Annotated in this window: 17 protein-coding genes and 1 pseudogene; 11 read left to right on the top strand and 7 right to left on the bottom strand. The window is 66.1% G+C overall.

Going from position 1 to position 18,483, the window contains the following annotated elements:
- The first annotated feature begins 23 nt into the window (after window positions 1-23).
- Genes pqqC through F3J19_RS07540 form a run of 4 tightly spaced genes read left to right on the top strand, consistent with a single transcriptional unit; the run spans window position 24 to window position 2,980 of the window.
- Complete coding sequence (gene pqqC, locus F3J19_RS07555; protein WP_167039400.1) at window positions 24-785, top strand: pyrroloquinoline-quinone synthase PqqC; 762 nt, start codon at window positions 24-26, stop codon at window positions 783-785.
- Window positions 782-1,072 (top strand): pyrroloquinoline quinone biosynthesis peptide chaperone PqqD, encoded by a 291-nt coding sequence (pqqD, locus tag F3J19_RS07550; RefSeq protein WP_167039398.1) that lies wholly within the window; start codon window positions 782-784, stop codon window positions 1,070-1,072. The genes pqqC and pqqD overlap by 4 nt, the downstream gene beginning before the upstream one ends.
- 4 nt (window positions 1,073-1,076) lie before the next feature.
- Entirely contained in the window at window positions 1,077-2,321 is a 1,245-nt protein-coding gene (gene pqqE / locus F3J19_RS07545) for a pyrroloquinoline quinone biosynthesis protein PqqE (protein WP_167039396.1), read from the top strand.
- Window positions 2,318-2,980, top strand: a complete 663-nt coding sequence (locus F3J19_RS07540) for a response regulator transcription factor (protein WP_167039395.1) — start codon at window positions 2,318-2,320, stop codon at window positions 2,978-2,980. Before pqqE ends, F3J19_RS07540 begins: the two co-directional genes overlap by 4 nt.
- Here F3J19_RS07540 and F3J19_RS07535 read toward each other — a convergent pair.
- Complete coding sequence (locus tag F3J19_RS07535) at window positions 2,950-3,996, bottom strand: histidine kinase (RefSeq protein WP_167039393.1); 1,047 nt, start codon at window positions 3,994-3,996, stop codon at window positions 2,950-2,952. The genes F3J19_RS07540 and F3J19_RS07535 overlap by 31 nt on opposite strands.
- Before the next feature lie 180 nt (window positions 3,997-4,176).
- On the opposite strand from F3J19_RS07535, the gene F3J19_RS07530 reads away from it, so the two are divergent.
- Window positions 4,177-6,624, top strand: a complete 2,448-nt coding sequence (locus F3J19_RS07530) for a TonB-dependent receptor (RefSeq protein WP_167039391.1) — start codon at window positions 4,177-4,179, stop codon at window positions 6,622-6,624.
- Between the two features lie 202 nt (window positions 6,625-6,826).
- Here the strand turns inward: F3J19_RS07530 and F3J19_RS07525 are convergent, their stop codons facing one another.
- Window positions 6,827-7,921 carry a beta-propeller fold lactonase family protein gene (locus tag F3J19_RS07525; protein WP_167039389.1) on the bottom strand — a complete coding sequence of 365 codons (1,095 nt, stop codon included), beginning with the start codon at window positions 7,919-7,921 and terminating at the stop codon, window positions 6,827-6,829.
- Window positions 7,922-8,149: 228 nt separating this feature from the next.
- Between F3J19_RS07525 and F3J19_RS07520 the strand changes: the two genes are divergently transcribed.
- From F3J19_RS07520 to gph, 5 genes are all read left to right on the top strand, one after another.
- The gene (locus tag F3J19_RS07520) at window positions 8,150-8,899 is read left to right on the top strand and encodes a TonB family protein (protein WP_240158814.1); all 750 of its coding nucleotides are present in this window, start codon (window positions 8,150-8,152) and stop codon (window positions 8,897-8,899) included.
- Window positions 8,900-8,961: 62 nt separating this feature from the next.
- Window positions 8,962-9,723 (top strand): MotA/TolQ/ExbB proton channel family protein, encoded by a 762-nt coding sequence (locus tag F3J19_RS07515; RefSeq protein WP_167039385.1) that lies wholly within the window; start codon window positions 8,962-8,964, stop codon window positions 9,721-9,723.
- On the top strand, window positions 9,714-10,136 hold the full coding sequence (locus F3J19_RS07510; RefSeq protein WP_167039383.1) for a biopolymer transporter ExbD: 423 nt from the start codon (window positions 9,714-9,716) through the stop codon (window positions 10,134-10,136). The genes F3J19_RS07515 and F3J19_RS07510 overlap by 10 nt, the downstream gene beginning before the upstream one ends.
- A 121-nt stretch (window positions 10,137-10,257) precedes the next feature.
- A complete protein-coding gene (locus F3J19_RS07505) occupies window positions 10,258-11,067 on the top strand; it encodes an HAD family hydrolase (protein ID WP_167039381.1) in 810 nt (269 codons plus the stop codon).
- Window positions 11,064-11,768 (top strand): phosphoglycolate phosphatase, encoded by a 705-nt coding sequence (gene gph, locus F3J19_RS07500; protein ID WP_167039379.1) that lies wholly within the window; start codon window positions 11,064-11,066, stop codon window positions 11,766-11,768. The genes F3J19_RS07505 and gph overlap by 4 nt, the downstream gene beginning before the upstream one ends.
- 84 nt (window positions 11,769-11,852) lie before the next feature.
- Here the strand turns inward: gph and F3J19_RS07495 are convergent, their stop codons facing one another.
- From F3J19_RS07495 to F3J19_RS07485, 3 genes are all read right to left on the bottom strand, one after another.
- Window positions 11,853-12,923 (bottom strand): MBL fold metallo-hydrolase, encoded by a 1,071-nt coding sequence (locus F3J19_RS07495; RefSeq protein WP_167039377.1) that lies wholly within the window; start codon window positions 12,921-12,923, stop codon window positions 11,853-11,855.
- A gap of 119 nt (window positions 12,924-13,042) precedes the next feature.
- Complete coding sequence (locus F3J19_RS07490) at window positions 13,043-13,699, bottom strand: peroxiredoxin (RefSeq protein WP_167039375.1); 657 nt, start codon at window positions 13,697-13,699, stop codon at window positions 13,043-13,045.
- Window positions 13,700-14,139: 440 nt separating this feature from the next.
- A complete protein-coding gene (locus F3J19_RS07485; RefSeq protein WP_167039373.1) occupies window positions 14,140-15,396 on the bottom strand; it encodes an MFS transporter in 1,257 nt (418 codons plus the stop codon).
- Between the two features lie 301 nt (window positions 15,397-15,697).
- Between F3J19_RS07485 and F3J19_RS07480 the strand changes: the two genes are divergently transcribed.
- Window positions 15,698-17,257 carry a methyl-accepting chemotaxis protein gene (locus tag F3J19_RS07480; RefSeq protein WP_167039371.1) on the top strand — a complete coding sequence of 520 codons (1,560 nt, stop codon included), beginning with the start codon at window positions 15,698-15,700 and terminating at the stop codon, window positions 17,255-17,257.
- 24 nt (window positions 17,258-17,281) lie between these two features.
- On the opposite strand, the gene F3J19_RS07475 is transcribed toward F3J19_RS07480, so the two are convergent.
- Together F3J19_RS07475 and F3J19_RS07470 are read right to left on the bottom strand one after the other, a co-directional pair.
- Complete coding sequence (locus F3J19_RS07475) at window positions 17,282-18,001, bottom strand: ribonuclease activity regulator RraA (protein WP_167039369.1); 720 nt, start codon at window positions 17,999-18,001, stop codon at window positions 17,282-17,284.
- A 365-nt stretch (window positions 18,002-18,366) separates the two neighbouring features.
- Window positions 18,367-18,483: pseudogene (locus tag F3J19_RS07470) on the bottom strand (IS5/IS1182 family transposase); the annotation flags it as partial.

Genomic DNA, 18,483 nt, shown 5'->3' with positions numbered 1-18,483 from the left:
AACGACCATAAAACGGAGACGGCATGAACGCGAAGGACATCCACGACACGACAACAGCCCCACGCGATGCGATTGCAACGGCAACCTTGGGCGCCGACAAGCCCGCCTGGAGCCGCGAGGCATTCGAGGCGCAGTTGCGCGCGAAAGGCACCGCGTATCACATTCATCATCCGTTCAACGTGAAGATGAATAGCGGCGGCTGTTCGCGCGAGCAGATTCGCGGCTGGGTCGCGAACCGTTTCTACTATCAGATCAATATTCCGCTCAAGGATGCGGCCGTGCTGTCGAACTGCCCCGATCGCGACACGCGCCGTCGCTGGGTGCTGCGGATTCTCGATCACGACGGCTATGACGGCGCCGAAGGCGGCATCGAAACCTGGGCGCGTCTCGCGGATGCGGTCGGCCTCACGCGCGACGAACTGTGGTCGCTCGAACACGTCACGCCGGGCGTGCGCTTCGCCGTCGATGCCTATGTCAATTTCGCGCGCCGCGCGCCGTGGCAGGAATCGGTCTGCTCGTCGCTGACCGAGATGTTCGCGCCGCAGGTGCATCGCGACCGGCTCGCAAGCTGGCCCGAGCATTACCCGTGGATCGACGCCGAGGGCCTCGCCTATTTCCGCTCGCGCATTTCGCTCGCGCAGCGCGACGTGCAGCACGGGCTCGAAGTCACGCTCGCGTATTTCACGCGACGCGAGCAGCAGGAACGCGCGCTCGAAATCCTGCAATTCAAGCTCGACATTCTGTGGACCATGCTCGACTCGATCGAGAAGGCGTTTCCGCAATGAACGATTCGACACGCGCAGAGAGCGCCCACGAAGCCGCCCTGCCGCTGACGATTGCAAAGCCGTTCCGTCTGCAATGGGAAGCCGCGCAGAACGCGCACGTGCTGCTCTATCCCGAGGGCATGGTGAAGCTCAATCAGAGCGCCGGCGAAATTCTCAAACGCTGCGACGGCACGCGCGACCTCGACACGCTGATCGCCGAACTGGAACAGGCGTTCAACGCGACCGGAATCGGCACCGAGGTACGGGCTTTCATCGCCGACGCGCACCGGCGCGGCTGGCTGGAGTAGCGCGATGACCGATCTTTCGCAACCCTCGGTGCAGCCCGCTGCACAACCCGCCGCCGGGCCCGGCGCGCAACCCGGCCAGAGCGCCGCCAGTGTGCCGCCGCCGCTCTGGCTGCTCGCCGAACTGACCTATCGCTGCCCGCTGCATTGCGCATTCTGCTACAACCCGCTCGACTACACCGACCACCATCGCGAACTCAGCACCGCGCAATGGCTCGACGTGCTGCGCGACGCGCGCGCGCTCGGCGCGGTGCAGCTCGGCTTTTCGGGCGGCGAGCCGCTGGTGCGCGACGACCTCGAAGTGCTCGTCGAGGAAGCAAACCGGCTCGGCTTCTACACGAACCTCATCACCTCCGGCGTCGGTCTCACCGAGCAGCGTCTCGGCGCACTGAAGGCCGCCGGGCTCGATCACATCCAGTTGTCGTTCCAGGATTCGACGCAGGAACTCAACGACTTCCTGAGCAGCACGCGCACGTTCGAACTAAAACAGCGCGTCGCCGCCGCGCTGAAGCGGCACGGCTTTCCGATGGTGATGAACTGCGTGCTGCATCGCTATAACCTGCCGCATGTCGACAAGATCATCGAGATGGCGCTCGCGCTCGGCGCCGAATATCTCGAACTCGCGAACACGCAGTACTACGGCTGGGCGCGCGAGAACCAGGCGCAACTGATGCCGGCGCGCGAGCAGCTCGAAGAAGCCGAGGCGGTGGTTGCGCGCTATCGCCGCACGCATGGCGAGCGCTGCAAGATTTTCTTCGTCGTGCCCGACTACTTCGAGACCCGCCCGAAGCGCTGCATGAACGGCTGGGGCGCGGTGTTTCTCGGCGTCGCGCCCGACGGCGCCGCGTTGCCGTGCCACGCGGCACGCGGCCTGCCCGGCCTCGCGCTGCCGAACGTGAAGGACACGCCGCTGCGCGAAATCTGGTACGAGAGCGACGCGTTCAACCGCTTTCGCGGCCTGAGCTGGCTCAAGGAACCGTGCCGCAGTTGCGAGGAAAAGGAACACGACCTCGGCGGCTGCCGCTGCCAGGCCTATCTGCTCACGGGCGACGCGGCCAACGCCGACCCCGTGTGCGACAAGTCGCCGTTTCACGAGCAGGTGGTCAAGGTCGTGCAACGCGCGGCGTCGGCAGCCGGGGCGGAGGCAATCGCCGCGCGCGAGCAGCCGATCCTGTTTCGCCACGACGCCAACTCGCGCAGGCTCGCGGCCGCAGCCCGCGAGCCCGGCGGCGACCACGGAGCACAACCATGACGACCGACCTGATCTCCGTTCTGCTCGTCGACGACCATGCGGTCGTGCGCGAAGGCTACCGGCGGCTGCTCGAACTGAATTCCGACGTCGAGGTCTGCGGCGAGGCCGCCGATGCGGCGCTCGCTTATCAGCGCTTCTGCGCGCTGCGGCCCGACGTGGTCGTGATGGACGTATCGCTGCCCGGCGCGAGCGGCATCGAGGCGATGCGGCGCATGCTCGCGCGCGAGCCCGACGCGCGCGTGCTGATCTTCAGCGTGCATGAGGACTCGATCTTCGTGCGCCGCGCGCTCGATGCCGGCGCGCTCGGCTACGTGACCAAGGCCAGCGCGCCCGACGTGCTCGTCGAGGCGGTGCGCTCGGTCGCGCGGCGCGCGGGTTATCTGAGCCCGGACATCTCGCAGGCGCTCGCGATGCGCAACGCGTTCAACGAGGGGCCGCCGGGGCGGCAGTTGTCGGCGCGCGAGTTCGAGGTGCTGCGTCTGCTCGTGCAGGGCTATACGCTGCCGAGCATCGCCGAGAAGCTGGGCTTGAGCCAGAAGACGGTGGCGAACCATCAATCGGTGATCCGCCAGAAGTTCGGCGCCGACAACGGCGTGCAGCTCGCCCAGATGGCGAGCCGCCTCGGGCTTCAGTTCACGGGCTCGGCCAGCCCCGCGTGAGCGGGCACGCGCGCGCAGAACAGAAAGCCGCCCTGCGGCTCGCTCGCCACGTGGAATTCACCGCCGAGCGCCTCGACGCGCTCGCGCATGCCGATCAGCCCGAGCCCCGCGCGCGGCTGCGTCAGATCGACGCCGGGGCCGTCGTCGGCCATCGTCACGACGATCTCGTCGATCCGGCCTGAAGTGCTACCCGCGCTACCCGCACCGCCTTCGCCACGTTCGTCGCCTTCGACACCTTCGCGCGGCGCGCGCACCATGAACAGCTCCACCCGCGAGCGGCGCGCGAACTTCGACACGTTGGTCAAGCCTTCCTGCACGAGCCGATACAGCGTGATGGTCAGCGCATCGCTCAAGCCGCTGAAGTCCCCTTCGATGGTCACGGAAAACGACGCCTCGGGCAGCCGCTCGCGCCAGCCGTCGACGCAATGTTCGAGCGCGCTCGGCAAGCCGAATTCGTCGAGGCCGATCGGCCGCAGGCGACGGATCATGCCGCCGATCTCGCGGTACACGTGGCTCGCGCTTTGAATCAAGCCGAGCGACACGCGATGAATCTCCGGCTCGCGCTCCTTCGCGAGATCGCGGATGCGCGCGGCGTCGAGCGAGATCGCGTTGAGGTACTGGCCCAGTTCGTCGTGCAGTTCGCGCGCCATATGGCGGCGCTCGCGTTCCTGCACCTGCAGCGCCTGATTCGCGAGACGCCGGTTGTCGGCGAGCAGCCGTTCGGCCTGCTCTTCGAGCCTGCGCCGATAGCTCAACTCGCGACGCGCCTCGCGATAGCGGCGCCATGCGAACCACACGAGCCCGATCGACAGCACGAACAGCGTGCCCGGCAATTCGTCGAGCTGGAAGCGCTCCATGCCGCGCGTGAAGCGGTAGGCCTTCTCGCTGAGATCGAAGGTTGCGCCGAGCACGGCCGCCAGCACGGTCACGGCGACGACCCATGCGAGATCGCGGCGGATCGTCGAATGCGGCGGCGGGCGGCCAGCGGAAGATGAAGGGATCGGGTCGCTTGACATGACACTTGCATTCTACCCAGCGCGATCGCGCGCGACCGATTTTTGCGCAGGTTTTGGGAAGCCTTCCCCGCCAGATCGGGAAAAGCTCCCGCGCGCCTTACAGGCGCGTATGCCAGGCTTGACACAGACTTCAAAGAACGCGCCGCGCGCGCACCGATAAAGCCGACAGGAGACATAACGATGAGCCTGCGATCCCTGGCACGCCACAAACGCCGCTTCGAACGGCGGGCCGGCATCACCCTCTGTTTCGGCGGCGCGCTCGCCGCCTTGTCCGCGAATGCGTGGGCGCAGGCCGAGGCGCCGGTCGCGGCATCGGCTGCCGCCGGGTCTGCCGGGTCTGCCGGGTCTGCCGCGTCTGCCGCGTCTGCTACATCCGCTACATCCGCTGCGTCCGCCGCAACCGTGGCAACGCCCGCCGCCGGCGACAACGCCACCGCCAACACCGCTGTGGCAACGCCCACCACGACCCTCGCGCCGATCGTCGTGGTCGGCACCACGCCGCTGCTCGGCATCGGCACGCCGCTCACGCAGGTGCCCGCCAACGTGCAGACGGTCCACGCCGCCGACCTCGAACGGCAGCGGCGTCAGACGCTCACCGATTACCTCGCGGCGAACCTGCCGAGCGTCAGCATCGCCGATGCGCAGGGCAACCCGTATCAGATGAACCTGACCTATCGCGGCTTCACCGCCTCGCCGCTGCTCGGCACGCCGCAGGGGCTGTCGGTGTTCGTCGACGGCGTGCGCGTGAACGAGCCGTTCGGCGACGTCGTGAACTGGGACCTGCTGCCGCAGCAGGCGATCAGCACGATGCAGCTGATTCCGGGCTCGAATCCGACCTACGGCTTCAACACGCTCGGCGGCGCACTCTCGATCACGACCAAGAACGGCAAGGACAACCCGGTCGGCGAGGCCGAGATATCGGGCGGCTCGTGGGGCCGCAAGGCCGCGCAGATCGAACAGGGCGGCACGATCGGCCAGAACCTCGACTACTACTTCACCGCCAACGCCGCCAACGACAACGGCTGGGCCGAGCAGAACGAGAGCCGCGTCCGCCAGGCGTTCGGCAAGCTGCGTTATACCGACGCGAATACGACGCTGTCGTTGTCGGGCGGTGCCGCCGACAACGACCTGCACGGCACGCAGACCATTCCGCGCTCGTTCCTCGGCAATCCGAAGCAGCCCTACACATATCCCGACCAGAACCAGAACACGGTCGGCTACCTGACGCTGTCGGGCGACCACTACTTCAACGATCACGTCGAACTGAGCGGCAATGCCTATTACCGGCACTTCCGCAACACGAATACGAGCAGCAACGTCAATAACGACTACGGCTCGGTGGAAGACGATGGCGACGTCAATACGCTGCAGGCCACCAACGAGAGGTCGGTCGTCGCGACCGACAGCTACGGCGCGAGCCTGCAACTGACGCTGCTCGGCAAGCTCGGCGGCATGGAGAACCAGTTGATCGCGGGCATGGCGGTGGACGCCGCCAATTCGCGCTTCACGCAGGCCTCGCAGGACGCGGCCTTCACCGACTCGCGCGCGACGATCGGCATCGGCGATTTCGAGCAGGAGACCTACGCGAAGACGCACAACACGAGCTACGGCATCTATCTGTCGGATACGCTGTCGCTGACGCCGCACTGGTCGCTCACGCTCGCGGGCCGCTACAACTGGGCCGAGGCCACGATCGGCGACGAAAGCGGCGAGCAGCCGAACCTGAACGGCCACCATACGTTCTCGCGCTTCAACCCGGCGGTCGGCATCAACTGGAATCCGACGCGGGCGCTGACGGCCTACGCGAGCTACAACGAGGGCATGCGCTCGCCGACCGCGATCGAACTCGCCTGCGCCGATCCGAACGCGCCGTGTTCGCTGCCGAACGACTTCATCTCCGACCCGTCGCTCGAACCGGTCATTTCGAAGACCTTCGAAATCGGCGCGCGCGGCAAGCTCGGCGCGAGCACGACGTGGAGCGCCGCCGCCTACACCACGACGCTCGACAACGACATCCAGTTCATCAGCAGCAACGGCGCGGGCAGCTCGCTCGGCTTTTTCCAGAACGTCGGCCGCACGCGCCGGCAAGGCGTCGAGCTGGCCGGCCAGACGCAGCTCGGACCGGTCACGGTGACCGGCAGCTATAGCTACGTCGACGCGACCTACCGGTCGAGCTGGACCGAAAGCAGCCCGAGCAATTCGAGCGCGGACGACGACGGCAACATCACCGTCAAGCCGGGCAATCACATTCCGGGGATTCCCGCGACGACGGTCAAGCTGCGGCTCGACTACGCGGCCACGCCGAAATGGCGCATCGGCACGAACCTCACTTGGCGCGGCAGCGTCTACGCGCAGGGCGACGAAAACAACCAGGACGCGAACGGCAGGATTTCCGGCTACCTGCTGATCGACATGGACACCGCGTATCAGGTGACGAAGCAGGTACAGGTGTTCGCCTCGGTGACGAACCTGCTCGACAAGCGCTATGCGAGCTTCGGCGCGCTCGGCCAGAACTTCTTCACCGGCCCCAACAATACGTTCAACGGCGCGAACCCGGTCAACGAGCAGTTCGTCGGGCCGGGCGCGCCGCGCGGCTTCTGGGTCGGGATGCGCTATGCGTGGAAGTGAAGGTGTGGGGTATTGAGGCGTGGCCGCCGCGTGGCTGCTCGTCGTAGTTGTAGCGAACGACCGCGCGGGTTGGATCATGCGTCGCGGCGAATGGAAGCAGTCGGCAGTCGGCTGGCGGCTAAGCGCATCGAAATGCATCGAAGCACATCGAAACGCGGCGGCGCCCGCCTGCAAACGAGCGCCGCCGCGCAAGACCAGCCGGTCAGTGCGATTCGATCGAGCCGTCGCTATGCGGATAGGTGACGATGCCCCACGCGAGCGGCAGATCACCGATCTGCTTGAGCGGCTGATAGCTCTTCGCATCGAGCACGTAGACCGCGTCGGAGCGCCCGCACGCGACCATCAGCTTCGCGCCGTCCGGCGTGAAACTGAAGTGCCAGCAGCGCTGGCCGACCGGCACGTCGGCGAGATGCTCGTACGTGTGGCCGTCGAACACCTGCACGGCCTTGTCGCGCGCCGCCGCGACGAACAGCCGGTTGCCGTCGGGGCCGAACGCCACGCCATAGGGGCCGAGCTTGGTGTCGACGGTCTTGACCACGTCGAACGTGTGCGCGTCGAGCACGACGAACTTGCTCAGCGACTCCAGCGTGACCACGTAGTACTTGCCGTCGGGCGACAGCCGGATGCCGCGCGGCCGGCCGCCCGCCGCGAGCTTCACGGTCCTGACCGGCGCACCGGTGCGCGCGTGATAGACCGATACCGTGTCGTCGCCTTCGTTCGTGACGAGCATCGTCTGACCGTCGCGCGAGAACTCGATGCCTTCGGTTTCGTGGCCGCTCGTCACCGAGCGGATCACTCGCCAGTCTTTCATGTCGACGATCGCGATCTCGGCGGGCGGCTTGTTGGCGTCGTCGTCATCGTTCGCGCCGGGCTTGTCGCCTGGTTTGCCGTCCGCCTGTGCTCCCGGCGGCCCGCCGTTCTCGCCCGGCTCGTAGGTCACATAGGCATAGCCGTTGTGCACCCGCACATACTCGGGGTTCTTGCCGATCTTCACGCGCTTGACGACCTTGCCCGTGGCGGTGTCGATCACCGCGAGGTCGCCGGTGTTCTTGTTGGCGACCAGCAGGCGCGTGCCGTCCCGGTTCAGGCTCAGGCCGCGCGGGCCGTCCGCGCCGACCGGAAAGGTCTGCGCGAGCGTCATCTGATCGAGGTCGATCACGCCGACGCCGGCCTTCTCGCTCGTCACGTAGGCAAGCGGCGCGGCCGCGGCATACGCGGCGCCCGTACCGAGCGCGAACGCGACGGCCAGCGCGATGGAACGGCAGGGTTTTCTGGTGAGGATAGGTGTCTCCGGCATTGTGGTACTCCGTGGTGAAATCGCTGTGCCGCGATGGCGCGCGTCATCGATTCAAAGTACCCCACCGGGCGATTGTTTGACAACGCAATCGGGCGGGAGAATTTCCCGAATTGCGCGGCGCCGGCGCGCAGCCGGTTCTAAAACGCGGGGCGCGAGAGGACAATGAACGCGGAGGTGGCAGCGATGTTGCAAGCCGTCATGGCAAACCCCGCGAACCGCGGCAACGCGATGAATTCAGTGACGAATTCCGCGCCGGACTACCGGCGTGCCGCGCTCGTGCTCGGCGCCGTGATCGTCGCGCATCTGACGCTGCTCGCGTTGACGCTCGCGGCGCGCAACAGCATGGTCGAGCGCCGGGTCGAGCCGCGCACGATCACCGCCGTGTTGCTGAGCCCCGAACCGGAGCCGGTGACGCCCGCTGCCGCGCCGGCCGTGCCAACCACGCCCGCCGTACCCGCTGCCGCGCCGCCACCGGTCGCGCGCCCTGCGGCGCACCCTGCGGCGCGCGTCAAACCCGCGCCGCAACCGCGTCCGCATGCGGTGCCACCGCTTACACCTGCGCCGTCCAGCGTGGCGACGCCCGCGCCGTCGGCGCCAGCGGAAAGCGCCGCAGCGATCACGCCCGCACCCGCGCGGCCCGCCGAGGCCGCCACCGAAGCGCCGGCGACACCCTCGCCCGGGATGCCCGCCACGAGCGCGCCGAAAAACGTCTCGCACATCGATTGCACGATTCCCAAACCCGATTATCCTGACGTTTCGAGGCGGCGCGGCGAGAACGGCACCGCGATCGTGCGCTTCGTCGTCGGGCTCACGGGCCGGATCGAAACCGCGCAGCTGCAAAGCAGCAGCGGCTCCGCGCGGCTCGACGAGGCCGCGCTCGCCGCCGTCCACGCGGGCGCGTGCCGGCCCTACCTCGAAAACGGCACGCCGCTGCGCGCCGCCTACTCGCAGTCGTTCGTGTTCGGGCTGAGCGAATGACCGATTAAGCGCATGACGCCGTTGCCTCGAAGGACCACAGCCAGGGAGCCAGGAAAACCGCCATGCAACATTACGGACTCGCGAATGTCTGGGAAACCGGCGATCTCGTCACGCGCTTCATTCTGAGCGTGCTGGTCGTGATGTCGGTCATGTCGTGGACGGTCATCATCATGAAGCTGCTGCAGGTGCTGCGCATCCGGCGCATCACGCGGCAGAGCGACGCGCGCTTCTGGAGCGCGGACCGCTTCGACGACGGCCTGCGCAGTCTCGGCGATCCCGAGGCGGGCGCGCATGACAACCCGCTGCTCGCACTCGCGCTGGCGGGCCACGAGGCGGCCACGCATCATCGGCAGACGCAGCAGCATCTGCACGACCGTATCGACGTGTCCGACTGGATCACGCGCGGCCTGCAGGACACGATGGACGACACGGTCGCGCGCCTGCAAAGCGGCCTCGCGATCCTCGCCTCGATCGGCAGCACCGCGCCCTTTGTCGGACTGTTCGGCACGGTGTGGGGCATCTACCATGCACTGATCGTGATCGGCGAGACCGGGCAGACCTCGATCGATCACGTCGCGGGACCGGTCGGCGAATCGCTCATCATGACCGCGTTCGGGCTGTTCGTGGCGATTCCCGCCGTGCTCGGCTACAACGGGCTCAATCGCGCGAACCGCGCGATCGTCACGCGCCTGAAGCGTTTCGCGCACGGCCTGCACGCCTACTTCGTGACCGGCGCGCAATTGCCGTCGAGCGCGGGCCCGCAGATGCGCGTCGTGCCGCGCAACGGCGACGCGAGCCGCGACGGAGACCTCGAATGGCAATGAGCCCGTTCTCCGACGACGACGATCAAGGTCTGATGAACGAGATCAACATGACGCCGCTCGTCGACGTGATGCTCGTTCTACTGATTATTTTTCTGGTCACGATTCCGGCGATGCAGCATGCGGTCAGGATCGACCTGCCGCACGCGAGCAGCCAGCCCGAAGCGCTGAAGCCCGCGCACGTCGACGTCGCGGTGCAGGCGGACGGCTCGCTGCTGTGGGACGGCCAGCCCGTCACCGATGCCGGCCTGCGCGCGCGCATCGCCGAGGCCGCACAGGCGACGCCGCAGCCCGAGCTGCATTTGCGCGCCGATCGCAAGGTCGCGTACGAGCGCGTGGCCGAGGTGATGTCGGCGGCTCAGAGCGCCGGCTTGACGAAGCTCGGCTTCGTGACCGATCCGCAGCGGCGCAAATAGCGCGGACCCATACTTAAGGACCGGCTTATCGGCGGCGAAAGAATCTCTGAATTCAAATCGGCCGGCGGCTCCGCTATCGTGGTAGAGGTCCGAACAGGCATCACGATAGCGGAGCCGCGCGATGCAAGCCCTTATCTTCGACGTCGACGGCACGCTCGCCGACACCGAAACCGCTCATCTGCACGCATTCAATGCCGCGTTCGCGGAAGCGGGCCTCGACTGGTTCTGGGACGAGGCGCTCTATGCGCGCCTGCTCGAAGTGGCGGGCGGCAAGGAGCGTCTGCGGCATTACTGGCGCATGGTCGACGGCGCAGAAGCCGAGGGCGCGCAAGCCGGCCGGGTCGTCGACAAGCTGCACGCGCTCAAGACCTTCCACTACACCGAGCAGGTGCGCCGCCACGGCTTGCCGCTGCGCCCCGGCATCGCGCGCCTGCTCGACGAAGCCGCCGCGGCCGGCCTGCGCGTCGCGATCGCGACGACCACGACGCCGGCCAACCTCGACGCGCTGCTGCGGGGCCATTTCGGCGCGGCCTGGCGCACGCGCTTCGCGGCCATCGGCGACGGCGCGACCACGCCGGCGAAGAAGCCCGCGCCCGACGTCTATCGCTACGTGCTCGAACAGCTCGGTCTCGATCCCTCGGCTTGCCTCGCCGTCGAAGACTCCGGCAACGGCCTGCTCGCGGCATGCGCCGCGCAGGTGCCGGTCGTCGTCACGCCGACCGCGTACACGGCGCACCACTCTTTCGACGGCGCGCTGGCCGTGCTGCCCCATCTCGGCGATGCGCGCCTGCCGCTCATCGAGCCGGTGCGCGGCGAACGGCATCGCTGGGTGGATCTGAAGACGCTGCGGCGCTGGCATGGCGACGCGCTGCGTCATGCCGCGCCGCGTGCGCAGCCGGGCGCGAGCCCAACCAATGCGGGAACCCCATGACGACGAACAGCCATTGCAAAGCCCTGCTGTTCGACCTCGACGGCACGATGATCGACACCGCGCCGGACATCGTCGCCGCCGTCAACCGCATGCTCGACGAATTCGGTGCGGCGCCGCTGCCGTTCGACACAGTAACCTCGTTTATCGGCAACGGCGTGCGCAATCTCGTGCGCCGCTCGCTAGCCGCGGCGGGCCTCGACGAGCGCGTCGGCATCGACCGCGCGCAGCCGGTATTCGAGCGGCACTATGCCGCGACGAACGGACAGTTGGGGCGCGTCTTTCCCGGCGTCATGACGGGGTTGCGCGAATTGCGCCAACACGGTTATCGCGCCGCCTGCGTGACCAACAAACCGCAGGCGCTCGCGGCGCCGCTGCTGGAAAAGAGCGGACTCGCCGCCTATCTGGACGTGCTGATCGCGGGCGATACGCTCGCGAGCATGAAACCGTCGCCGCAACCGCTTTGGCATGCATGCAGGCTGCTCGACGTCGATCCGCAACGTTGCGCGCTGGTCGGCGATTCTTCCGTCGATATCGCGGCGGCACGCGCGGCCGGGTTGCCGGTGTTTATCGTCAGCTACGGATATGGTTGGCGCGGCGGCAACCGCGAAAGTGGCGCGTTGCAAGGCGATGCGCTGATCGACTCGTTCGAGGCGTTGCCGGCGCTTCTCGCGCGGCGGCCGTTGACCGCTAACCATGCATAAGCACGCAAACAGCAGCACAAGCCCGATACGGTGGCTATTTTCCAGCGACTCGGCGAGTGCTTGCGGAGCAAGCGCGCCACGGCTTCAGACACTATCCGACGCCACCGGCAGCCCCTCGATCTTCCAGCGCAGCATGCCGCCCGCGAGATTCGCGACCTTGCCGAAACCGGCCTTGCTCAATAACACGCTGGCCTGAGCCGAACGAACGCCGGAGCGGCACACCGCCACGACCGGCCGCTCGCGATCGAGTTCGTCGAGCCGGCCCGTCAACTGGGACAGCGGCACAAGCTTCGCGCCCGGCAAATGCCCGAGACGATCGATGAATTCCGGCGCTTCGCGAACGTCGACAATCTGGAACGACGCGCCGTGTTCGAGCAGCGCCATCGGCTCGATTTCCCACACGCCGCTAAAGCGCAGCGTGAGCGGCGCCCAATCCGGCATTTCCGCCGCCATCGCCGCCGCGCCGTCCTGCGGTTTTCCGCAGCGCAGATTGGCGGGCACCGCCACGGCCATCAGCTTCGGATGCGGCAGATTCAGATTGTTCATATGACCGGTGAAGTCGCCGAGGTCCACGTCGCCACCGAGGCGCGGATTGAAGCGCCGCTCCTCGGCCACGCTCGTCACGGTAATGCCGCGATAGTCGTGCGCGGGATACAGCAGGCAATCGTCGGGCAGCGTCAGGATCTGCTCGCGCACCGAAGCGAACAGTTGCTGCGGGCTACCCTGCTGGAAATCGGTACGGCCGCAGCCGCGAATCAGCAGACTGTCGCCGGTAAAGGCCATGCTCCGGTCGTCCAGAACGTAGGTCAGGCAACCGTTGGTATGGCCGGGCGTCGCGCGCACGCTCAGATAACGCGTGCCGAAATCGATGCGCTCGCCGTGCCGCAGCGGCCGGCTCACGCCCTCGGCCTCGACCGCCTCGGCGAGCGCGATCCGGCTGCCGCAACGCTGCTGCAAACGCCACGCGCCGGTCACGTGATCGGCGTGAACGTGCGTGTCGAGTGTCGCGAGCAGGCGCAGGCCCAGTTCGCCGAGCAGTGCGAGGTCGCGCGGCACCTGCTCGTAGACCGGATCGATCAGCAGTGCCTCGCCGCTGTCGCCGAGCAGGTAGGTATAGGTCGACGAAACGGGATCGAATAGCTGGCGAAAGATCATCGCGAACCTCGGAAACAGGGAAGGCGCGGCGGGCCTTCGTGCGAGTCGGGCATAGAGGGCACTGCGGCGGCCGCGCGAGTCACCGTACGAGTTATCGCGCGGGCCGCCGTGCCCGCGTTTCAGCCCGGCTGTTTGGTGGTGCGCAGATACGGCTTGATGGTCTTGAAGCCGGGGAAGCTCTGCTGCGCCTCTTCGTTGCTCACCGCCGGCGTGATGATGACGTCCTCGCCCTGCTTCCAGTTGACCGGCGTGGCGACCTTGTACTTCGCGGTCAACTGCATCGAGTCGAGCACGCGCAGGATTTCGTCGAAGTTGCGGCCGGTGGTCATCGGATAGGTCAGCATCAGCTTGATCCGCTTGTCCGGACCGATCACGAACACCGAGCGCACGGTGGCGTTGGTCGCGGCCGTGCGCCCTTCGCTCGTGTCGCCGGCATCCGCCGGGAGCATGTTGTAGAGCTTGGCGACCGCCAGATCGGTGTCGCCAATCATCGGATATTTGACGGCGGCGCCCTGGGTTTCCTCGATGTCGGCGGCCCATCTTGCGTGGTCTTCGACCGGGTCGACCGACAGGCCGATCAGCTTGGCATTGCGCCGCTCGAACTCGGGTTCGATCTTCGCCATGTAGCCCAGCTCGGTGGTGCACACCGGCGTGAAGTCCTTCGGATGCGAGAACAGAATGGCCCACTGGTCTCCAATCCACGTATGGAAATCGATGGTGCCCTGCGTGGTGCGCGCGGTGAAGTTGGGCGCGACGTCATTGATACGAAGTGACATATTGCCGTCCTGTGAAGTAAGGGTTGAGAGGAAGACTCGAGCCAGGCCGGTCTGCATCTGCAACGGTCCAGCGCGGGCCCGAAAAAACGGCGGAAAACACCAGACGCTCATGATCGACGAACTTCGCCGCCGGCCGCAAGAGCCGGTGCGATGTTCGGCGATGTTCATAAGTGACGAATACAGAACTGCGCGAAGCCACGAGGTCCCGCCTGTCAAACGAATCGGCGCGGCCTCGCCTTGACAGAATGATAGTCGGGAATGCGGCCCGGCATCGGTGTACCGACGACGCAGCAAATTGCTGCGTCGGTCGAACTTCGCGCGGGAGGGGGAAGCGCTACGGGGATAGCGTATGCGTGAGGTTGGCGGCCGGGGTGCTTCAGGCAGGTTGCTGGCGGATTGCTTCAGGCGCGTTGCTTCAGGCGAGCGCTCAATCAAGAGCGTCAATCGGGCGACGCGTCGCACGCGCAATCGAGCGAAGCCGCCCTCGCAGGCCGTTCCGCCGCGGCAAGCCGTTGCAGCGTCACCATGCCGAGCAAGGCGAGTCCGAGCCCCAGCGTGAAGTCGGCGTGCACACCCGCGCGGTCGACGATGGTGCCCCCGACCGCCGAACCCGCCGCAATCGCCACCTGGATCACGCTGATGAACAAGGCCGAGCCCGCTTCGGGCAAATCGGTCGTGCCGCGCTGAATCCATACGCTGAAGCACAGCGGAAGTGCGCCGAATGCGATGCCCCACAGCAGCATCCCCACAGTCTCGCCGATGGGCGAATGCTCGAGCAGCAGCATCGACGACATCGCGCCGAGCAGCAGCAACACCATCGCGGCAACAGACTTCTTGAGATGGTCCGACACCGCCATCGACATCAACGCATTGGAGAAGAAGCCGATCAGGCCGAATCCGAACAGCAGCAGCGTGATGGCGCTCAACGAGAAGTCGTGCTCCAGCAGCGGCGCGATGTAGGTGTAGGTCGAGAAATGCGCGCCGAACACGAGCGCGACCATCAGCATGCTGAGCCGCATATGAGAGCGGCCGAGCAGCGTTTTGAAGTCTGCGATGCGCAACGCCGATGCCGACGGCAACGCGGGCACGAGGAACACCTGCGCCAGCAAGGCGAGCGACACGAGGCCCGCGGTGGCGGCGAAGGCCATGCGCCACGAGGCGAACGACGCGATGAACGTGCCGAGCGGCACGCCGATCACCGTCGCGAAGGTGACGCCGGTCAGAATGGTCGCGGTCGCCCGGGCCGCGTCTTTTGCCTGCACGAGTCGCGGCGCCGCCGCCGTCGCCAGGGTCCAGAAGCCGCCCAGCGCGGCGCCGAGCAAGGCGCGGCCCACCAGCATGACCGGGAAATTCGGCGCAATGGCGCACACGATGTTCGCGATCAGCAGCACCGCGGTGAGCAGCAGGAAAACGTAGCGGCGGTCCGTGCGGCCGGCGCCGACGATGAGGGTCGGCGCGAATATCGCGGCCATCACGCCGGGCGTGGTGACCATGAGACCCGCAACGCCGGTGGACACGCTCAGGTCATGGGCGATTTGCGGCAGCAGGCCGACCGGCAGAAACTCGGCCGTCACGAACGCGAACGCGCTGACGGCAACGGCAATGACGGATAGCCATTGACCGGCGGACGTCGAACCGCCTTCGAGGGAGGCTGAGGTTGAAGCTCGGGTTGAAGCGGTGGGTGTATCGATATGCATGGGGACACTGATGCCAGATTGAAGGCCCACACTTTAAGCCGGGTTTCGATCCGGAAAAAGTATCGTCTGCTGAAAAGACTAGCTGGCGTAGCTGAACAATATCGGTGCGAGCCGCCAAAGCGCGAACGGCACGGTCACGAAGCGCGAAGCGCCGCGTACTTTTGACCGACACGAATTTGACCCGATCGCAAATATTTCCAGACAATATTCAAGATCCGAACCGCATGGCCGTAAACATCGTTGTGCGCCGTGCCTGACTCCACGGAATCCGACATCCATTTCGTTTAGCTAACTAATTGCAATGCTGAAGAATTTGACGATTCGCGCCCGACTCGCGCTGGCCATGAGTTTTCTGGCGTCTTTGCTGATTATCGGGGCCGCACTCGGCGCCGTCGGCATCTGGATGAGCAATGCGGATCAGAAGCAGATGTACACGAATCAACTTGCGTCGTCGGTCACGCTGTCGGAAGCCAGCGTGAACTATGCGCGCGGCCGGCTCGTGCTCGACCGGATTGCCGTCGAGCCCACGCGCAGCGACGTCGCCGATCTGCTCAAGCGCGCCCGCGGCTTCTTCAGCAAGTCCGACACCGCATGGGAAGCGTATCGCGCGCTGCCGTCGAGCGGCGAGGAAGCACGCCTCGCCACCGATCTGACCGGAAAGCGCAAGACGTTCGAGGCGGGAATTCTCGCCAGAACCTTCAACGCGATCGACACCCATGACACCGCGACCCTCAGCGATATCGTCGCCCGGCAGTTGACCCCGCCGTTCAATGACATCGCCGAAGGCATTTCGTCGCTGCAAAAGCTGCAGGGACAACAGGCCAAAGCCCTTTACGAAAGCGCACAGGCGCGCTTTCATCTGATCATGTCGATCACCGGCATCGGTCTGCTCGCGGGACTCGTCCTCGCGTTTTTTGCATGGAACACCCTGCGCGCGGCGATCGCGCGCCCGCTCGACGAAGCGCTCGCGCATTTCCGCGCGATTTCGTCGGGCGACCTCACGCAGCACGTCGAGGTTCGTTCCCGCGACGAAATGGGCCAGCTCATGGATGGCCTCAAGGGCATGCAGCAGAAACTCACGACCACGCTCGCCACCGTGCGTCACGGCACGCAGTCCATCGCGACGGCAACGGCGCAGATTTCCGCCGGCAACACCGACCTCTCGCAACGCACGGAAGAACAGGCCGCATCGCTCGAAGAAACCGCGTCGAGCATGGAGCAACTGACATCGACCGTGCGCCAGAACGCGGACAACGCGCGTCAGGCGACCGAACTCGCACGCACCGCCTCATCGGTCGCGCACGAAGGCAGCGCGGTGGTCTTGCAGGTGATCGAAACGATGGACGGCATCAATGGCAGTTCGAAGCAGATCGCCGACATCATCGGCGTGATCGAAGGCATTGCGTTCCAGACCAATATCCTTGCGCTGAACGCCGCCGTCGAGGCGGCTCGCGCGGGCGAACAGGGACGTGGCTTCGCCGTCGTCGCTGGCGAGGTTCGCACGCTCGCCCAACGCAGCGCGACGGCCGCCAAGGAAATCAAGGCGCTCATCAACGAATCGGTCGAGCGCGTCGGCAACGGCACGGAACTCGTCGGCCGCGCCGGCCACACGATGAACGAAATCAACAACGCGGTGCGGCGCGTGACCGACATCATGTCCGAGATCGCGGTGGCCTCCGAAGAACAAAGCGACGGCATCGAGCAGGTCAACCGGGCCGTCACGCAGATGGACGAAGTCACGCAGCAGAACGCGGCGCTCGTCGAGGAAGCGGCTGCCGCGGCGGTTTCGCTCGAGGAGCAGGCCGCGCGTATGTCGGATGTGGTGAGTGTCTTCCGTATCGCGCCGGTGGCGAAAGTCTGAGTTCGCCGCGGTTTCCGTACGGGCTCAGCGACCGTTACGGCTGCGCCATGCCGCGAACCTGTCGAGCGTTTCCTGTTTCGTCGCCGGATAGAGACCGACGATGGTTTCGCCCGCCTTCACCTGCTCCATCACGAAGTCCTCGAATGCGGTCATCTCGGTGGCTTCCGCCGCGATCTCTTCCACCAGATGCGCGGGAATGACGATCACGCCGTCGTTGTCGCCGACGATGACATCGCCAGGAAACACGGGCGCGCCGCCGCAACCGATCGGCACGTCGATATCGAGCGCTTCGTGCAAGGTCAGATTGGTCGGTGCCGACGGACGCGTGTGGAACGCGGGCATGCCGACGCGCGCGATATCGTCGGCGTCGCGGAAACCGCCATCGGTCACCACGCCCGCCACGCCGCGCTTCATGAGCCGCGTCACGAGAATGCCGCCGGCCGACGCCGCGCGCGGATCGTTACGGCTGTCCATCACGAGGACCGCGCCCGCGGGGCACGTCTCGACGGCCTTGCGCTGCGGATGCTCGGGGTTGCGGAAAACTTCCAGCCCGTTGCGGTCCTCGCGCGCCGGGATATAGCGAAGCGTGAACGCCTCGCCCACCATGCTCCTGTCGAGCCGCGCGAGCGGAGTGACACCCTGAATCACCTGCTGGCGAAAGCCGCGCTTGTAGAGCGCGGTTGCGAGCGTGGCGGTGCTGATCTTTTCCAGTTGCTGGCGCAATGCGGCGGTCAGAATCGACATATCGGTTGCCTCTTTTGTGAAAGTTGAATGCGAGTGGATGCGGTTCGATGCGAGCGGATGCGGTGATTCAGGCCGATTCTCGCACCGTTGCGTCAGCGTGGTGCCGAGTCCGGGAAGAACCGGCGCCTGTACCATACCGCGTTCGATGACGCGCAGTCACTCCCGAGCGTATTCCGATGACGGCCTCGTCCCTCACAGACGTTGCCGATCAAGGCACTCCTGCTCTCGTCGATTGAAACAGGCTGCTGCCTGACTACAAACGACCTGGCGAAAACCCCAACGCGGAAATGCCGGACTCGCTCAACTGACCTCTACCGGCTTTTGTTGACAGTTTTCCACGATGTTGCGAAATGCGCTAGAGCGTGTTAGGCACTTTGGATAATGGGCACGGCATGAACAAGCATGAGCATAGCGAAGACGACGAAATGCAAGCCTGCCAGGGTTTCGGGCAGGCGTTCGTAGTCGCGTGCCAGTCGCCGGAA

It is taken from the genome of Burkholderia sp. Ax-1724 (assembly GCF_011752995.1).
In the GTDB taxonomy this organism is placed as follows: Bacteria; Pseudomonadota; Gammaproteobacteria; order Burkholderiales; family Burkholderiaceae; genus Paraburkholderia.
The sequence above is the reverse complement of the archived record's forward strand: the minus strand, read 5'-3'. Positions and strand labels throughout refer to the sequence as shown.

Coding starts and splice junctions, on each gene's coding strand:
- pqqC (WP_167039400.1), top strand. CDS start 24: ATGAACGCGAAGGACATCCACGACACGACAACAGCCCCACGCGATGCG.
- pqqD (WP_167039398.1), top strand. CDS start 782: ATGAACGATTCGACACGCGCAGAGAGCGCCCACGAAGCCGCCCTGCCG.
- pqqE (WP_167039396.1), top strand. CDS start 1,077: ATGACCGATCTTTCGCAACCCTCGGTGCAGCCCGCTGCACAACCCGCC.
- F3J19_RS07540 (WP_167039395.1), top strand. CDS start 2,318: ATGACGACCGACCTGATCTCCGTTCTGCTCGTCGACGACCATGCGGTC.
- F3J19_RS07535 (WP_167039393.1), bottom strand. CDS start 3,996: ATGTCAAGCGACCCGATCCCTTCATCTTCCGCTGGCCGCCCGCCGCCG.
- F3J19_RS07530 (WP_167039391.1), top strand. CDS start 4,177: ATGAGCCTGCGATCCCTGGCACGCCACAAACGCCGCTTCGAACGGCGG.
- F3J19_RS07525 (WP_167039389.1), bottom strand. CDS start 7,921: ATGCCGGAGACACCTATCCTCACCAGAAAACCCTGCCGTTCCATCGCG.
- F3J19_RS07520 (WP_240158814.1), top strand. CDS start 8,150: ATGAATTCAGTGACGAATTCCGCGCCGGACTACCGGCGTGCCGCGCTC.
- F3J19_RS07515 (WP_167039385.1), top strand. CDS start 8,962: ATGCAACATTACGGACTCGCGAATGTCTGGGAAACCGGCGATCTCGTC.
- F3J19_RS07510 (WP_167039383.1), top strand. CDS start 9,714: ATGGCAATGAGCCCGTTCTCCGACGACGACGATCAAGGTCTGATGAAC.
- F3J19_RS07505 (WP_167039381.1), top strand. CDS start 10,258: ATGCAAGCCCTTATCTTCGACGTCGACGGCACGCTCGCCGACACCGAA.
- gph (WP_167039379.1), top strand. CDS start 11,064: ATGACGACGAACAGCCATTGCAAAGCCCTGCTGTTCGACCTCGACGGC.
- F3J19_RS07495 (WP_167039377.1), bottom strand. CDS start 12,923: ATGATCTTTCGCCAGCTATTCGATCCCGTTTCGTCGACCTATACCTAC.
- F3J19_RS07490 (WP_167039375.1), bottom strand. CDS start 13,699: ATGTCACTTCGTATCAATGACGTCGCGCCCAACTTCACCGCGCGCACC.
- F3J19_RS07485 (WP_167039373.1), bottom strand. CDS start 15,396: ATGCATATCGATACACCCACCGCTTCAACCCGAGCTTCAACCTCAGCC.
- F3J19_RS07480 (WP_167039371.1), top strand. CDS start 15,698: ATGCTGAAGAATTTGACGATTCGCGCCCGACTCGCGCTGGCCATGAGT.
- F3J19_RS07475 (WP_167039369.1), bottom strand. CDS start 18,001: ATGTCGATTCTGACCGCCGCATTGCGCCAGCAACTGGAAAAGATCAGC.